The following is a 4,260-nucleotide window of genomic DNA, read 5'->3' as shown; positions in this document are numbered from 1 at the left end:
AATAATTCGTAATTATTACTTTTTTAATTAAGCAAAAAGTAAAGGAAGAAATGTATATATATAATATTTCCATTAAAATCCAATAACAAATAGACGGGGGCTGACTGTTTCGTTATAATGATTTTTAGTGGTTCACTATATGAAATTGAGGAGAATACTTGTGAATATGACTCGGTCAGAAGCTAAAAAAAAGAAACGAAAATGGCCATATTGGCTCGGTGGTATAGTTCTAGTACTCCTTCTAATAGGTGGTGGTTACTTTTGGTACGTATGGGACAAGCTTCATGAAACCGTAGATACCATGCATGAACCATTGACTAGAGATACGGAACCGGAACGTGAGGAAAAAATCGAAACAATCTTCAAGGAAAAAGATTCCCTTAACCTTCTACTTCTAGGCGTGGATGAACGAGAAGGTGATACCGGACGTACAGATACAATGATCCTTTTGTCCGTTAACCCAAATACCAATTCCATGCTTATGCTGAGTATACCTAGAGACACCTATGTTGAAATACCAGAGTATGGTATGGATAAAATAAACCATGCCTATGTTCGTGGAGGAATAGAACGAACAATAGATACAGTTGAACAAACATTCGATATCCCTGTCCATTTCTATGGAAAGGTCAATATGGAAGGCTTCGAATTGGGTGTTGATGCATTAGGCGGGATTACCGTACAGAATAAAATGGAATTCACACAAGGTCCTAGTCACTTTCCAGTAGGTAAAATCGAACTAAATGGTGAGGAAGCACTAGACTATATTCGAATGAGGAAGAACGATCCGCAGGGTGACTTAGGACGTAATGAACGGCAGCAGCAGGTAATAACAGCAGCATTGAATGAAGCTGCAAGCTTTTCTAGTATTACGAAGGTAGGGGATATTCTCAATATTCTTGGTAACAATGTGAATACAAACCTAAAAATGACCAATTTTCAAGATTTATTCTCTAACTATCTCGGTTCGCGAAAGAATATCGAAACTCTTCATTTATCTGGAAGCGGACAATTCATTGGTGCTATATGGTATTACATTGTCCCGGATTCGGAGTTTGAAAGAATTTCGAACGAATTTACAAAACATATGGAAGCAAGATAACGAACAACTATCCTCTAAAAAAGTTGGCGACTCTATAGATAGAGTCGCCATTCAATTATTTATAATAAGGCAATCAAGTCATAAAATGCTTCTTCATTTCGCTCATCTAATGCTTTATCAATGAGCCGTTTAATATTTTGTTGTTCTAATTCATCTATAATGATGTTGATATCATCATTAATATTCTTCGTTGGTTGATAATCCAGGTGAGGTTTAGTAATAAAATATAGCTTAATTAAAAAATCAGGAATATTTATTAGTTCATTCATGGATAAGTAGAATACTTTATTATCCTTTTGAAAAGCAAATGTAGCATCTAGATTTTCAATCTTTTTTGTTCTGCGATTAATAATGAACTCCTTCGATTTTTCAGGAATAAATTGGTACACTTCATTCTTTATCGAGATTGTAAAAAGCTTTTCATCTAGTAAAACATAAACATTCTCTAGATCAGCTTTGATACAATAGGGCTTTAATAGCTTAACTGTTACCATCTTTATCTTCCCCCAATGCTATCAGGTGCATTAAAATCTTATCATGGTAGTACCCTTAAATAAATGATTTCAAACATAATATATTAAAAAATGAACCAATTGGAGCATGCCCCCCTACCTGATTAGGTACTAAGGCATGCTCCAATTGGTTCATAATAACTTCACTAATTCACGAAACGACTTTTCATCACGCTCATCTAGTGCCTTATCAATTAAACGTTGTACATTCGCTTTTTCTAATTTTTCTATAATATTTAGATTCTCAGTTTCACCTTGATTGAAACCTTCACTATAATATGGGCTAACAATATGATCTAACTGCTGTACAAAGTCGGGAAGTGTCATTAGTTCGGTCATTGTCATATAAACAACATCCTTTCCTTTTTGAAAGGCAAAACGACTACCGATATTTTCAACTTGTCGTGTTCTGCGATTGATGCGAAATTCCTTAGCTTCTATTGGTATAAACTGATACAACTGTTTATCAATTAATACCGAAAAGTATTGATAAGCCAAAATAATACGAACATATTGATCATCCGCCTTTATATAATAAGGCTTAAGCATCTTTACAGAAATCACGTTAACCACCTCCCGTTTTTACCCTTATCATAATTTTCTGTTAATTAATTCTACATGATTCATTTGTAAAAAACAAGGGAAAATTTAGTATTTATGCCGTTTTTAGTGCTATTGTCCCTCTTAAGAAAAAAAGTCCTGTGACATAAGTGTTATTCACAGGACGTAGGTATTATTCGATTATTTTGCCATCAATAAAGGAGGTGATCTTTTCGATTTCTCGCTGATTAATAACGAAATGCTGCTCCAGATTACTTATGATTTCTCCTGCATTCTTTAAATCTGCAACTCCCTTTTTCATAAAAGACTTATAACGGCTGTTTAATTCATTGATTTCTTCTGCATACTTTTCATCTGTTCCCGGATTTACTGCAAGGTCATACATATCTATTACTTCTTCTCCTTCACCATTAGGGAAAAACTCGTGTGGATCTGTACTATCAAAAATGCAAAAATCTAGATCACGCACTAGGACCATATCAATACTGTTTGGATCAAAGCTACAATGATAAAGCTCCACATCATAACCGTATTCATTACAAGCTGCCATAATTTTCTTCATGAAGGTGGATTTTCCGGTTCCTGCTCTTCCTTTAATGAAATACTTTTTCGATACTTGACTAAGTATATCAGGAACAACATTGACAACCCCATCTCTCGTGTTGGTTCCAAATAAACGATGGACTACATTTGGATTTCTTTCTTGTTTTGATACTTCACTTAAAATTTTTTGAACAAATTCTTCAGCTAAGTCATCTGCTTTATCAAAATTCATTTCCTTTATATAAATAGCTTCTAAATCATCATGAATTTTTAAGCCCGTTGCAAAATTCTCGTATGCATGCTGCATATAAGTTTCGATTTGTTCTTCCTCCAAGGAAAAATTGTTATGAGCTACCGAATCTGCTGAAAATAATGTTAAATTTATTTCAAATGCACCACATAGTTCGGCGCTAGCAATTCGTTCATCGATTACGGCTATTTTTTTATCACGAATAATAACGCCATCAAGAAATTCTTTTCCGATAGAACTATAAAGAATTTCAAGGTCATTTTTCGCTTCTGTTTGATTGATAATCTCCTGGATAACGGTGGTCTTTACCTTATAGGATGGATGTTTTAGGATAATATGGTGATGGAAGTTCGAAGTATTAGTTGATAAGAAATTAACAAAGCCCTCTGCTGTATTTCCACTGACGTAATAGCCTTTCTTTGGCAAAGATGACACATCCTTTTTTGATTTAGAATTATTTCTTCTTTACTTTATGTATAGGCAGAATGCTTGGTGCATTATGCATACGGATTCTTAATATTACCATTAACTATAACGAAACACTCCCAAACAGATTCGGGAGTGTTTAAGTTATTATAGTTATTCTCTCTATTACGATTTTACTTCTGGTAATACACGTACCTCTTGAGACATGGAAGATTGACATAATGGACATTCTGGTACTTGTTCGAAGCTAAATGATTCTCTCATCCAACCATTACATTCCTCACTTGTACATGCCCATACATTCGTCTCGATTTCTGGGACTGGCTCTTTTGGTCCTCTTGAAAAAGACATGACAGCATCCCCTTTCAGGCGTTGTATTTCCATTATACCTTTTTTTCCAACACAAAGAAAGGGACCTTCGATTTACGTTTACTAGCCTGGTTCTTTACTAGCGTAAAACGAAATGTTCAATTGCTTTTGCAACCCCAAAGTTGTCATTCGTATCCGTCACATGGTTAGCTACTTTTTTAATTGCCTCCTGTGCATTTCCCATTGCGACGCCAACACCGGCTTCTTGAATCATTTTCATATCATTCAAGCTATCACCACAAGCCATCACTTCATCCATTGTAATTCCAATTTCACGGCATACACGATTCAATGCAGATGCTTTACTTACACCCTTTGGATTTATCTCAATATTAGTCGGGATTGAATTCGTAATTTCTAAGTCAGCAAAATATGAAAGTTCTTTTACTGCTTGGTCAAGTTTATCGGTATCCTCTGAGTCCATACCAAATTTCAACCAAGTGTAGTCATATAAATCATCTGGTCGATCACCACTGAAGAAACGCTCGGTTGCGATC

The 4,260-nt window shown here is 35.1% G+C and carries 6 protein-coding genes; 1 reads left to right on the top strand and 5 read right to left on the bottom strand.

Annotated features, from left to right (window positions below):
* The first annotated feature begins 166 nt into the window (after positions 1-166).
* On the top strand, positions 167-1,102 hold the full coding sequence (locus tag G5W_RS0103215; RefSeq protein ID WP_010094183.1) for an LCP family glycopolymer transferase: 936 nt from the start codon (positions 167-169) through the stop codon (positions 1,100-1,102).
* 59 nt (positions 1,103-1,161) lie between these two features.
* Here G5W_RS0103215 and G5W_RS0103210 read toward each other — a convergent pair whose 3' ends face one another.
* From G5W_RS0103210 to G5W_RS0103190, 5 genes are all read right to left on the bottom strand, one after another.
* Entirely contained in the window at positions 1,162-1,596 is a 435-nt protein-coding gene (locus G5W_RS0103210; protein WP_010094181.1) for an IDEAL domain-containing protein, read from the bottom strand.
* 150 nt (positions 1,597-1,746) lie between these two features.
* A complete protein-coding gene (locus tag G5W_RS0103205; RefSeq protein WP_010094179.1) occupies positions 1,747-2,178 on the bottom strand; it encodes an IDEAL domain-containing protein in 432 nt (143 codons plus the stop codon).
* Between the two features lie 169 nt (positions 2,179-2,347).
* Positions 2,348-3,403, bottom strand: coding sequence for a hypothetical protein (locus G5W_RS0103200; protein WP_420178098.1), 1,056 nt, complete (start codon positions 3,401-3,403; stop codon positions 2,348-2,350).
* A gap of 156 nt (positions 3,404-3,559) precedes the next feature.
* Positions 3,560-3,745 carry a cold-shock protein gene (locus G5W_RS0103195; protein ID WP_010094175.1) on the bottom strand — a complete coding sequence of 62 codons (186 nt, stop codon included), beginning with the start codon at positions 3,743-3,745 and terminating at the stop codon, positions 3,560-3,562.
* Between the two features lie 97 nt (positions 3,746-3,842).
* Positions 3,843-4,260 (bottom strand): HAD-IIB family hydrolase (locus tag G5W_RS0103190; RefSeq protein WP_010094173.1); only part of this gene is annotated, 418 nt, incomplete at its 5' end.

Source organism: Ornithinibacillus scapharcae TW25, assembly GCF_000190475.1.
Taxonomy (GTDB): domain Bacteria; phylum Bacillota; class Bacilli; order Bacillales; family Amphibacillaceae; genus Ornithinibacillus; species Ornithinibacillus scapharcae.
The sequence above is the reverse complement of the archived record's forward strand: the minus strand, read 5'-3'. Positions and strand labels throughout refer to the sequence as shown.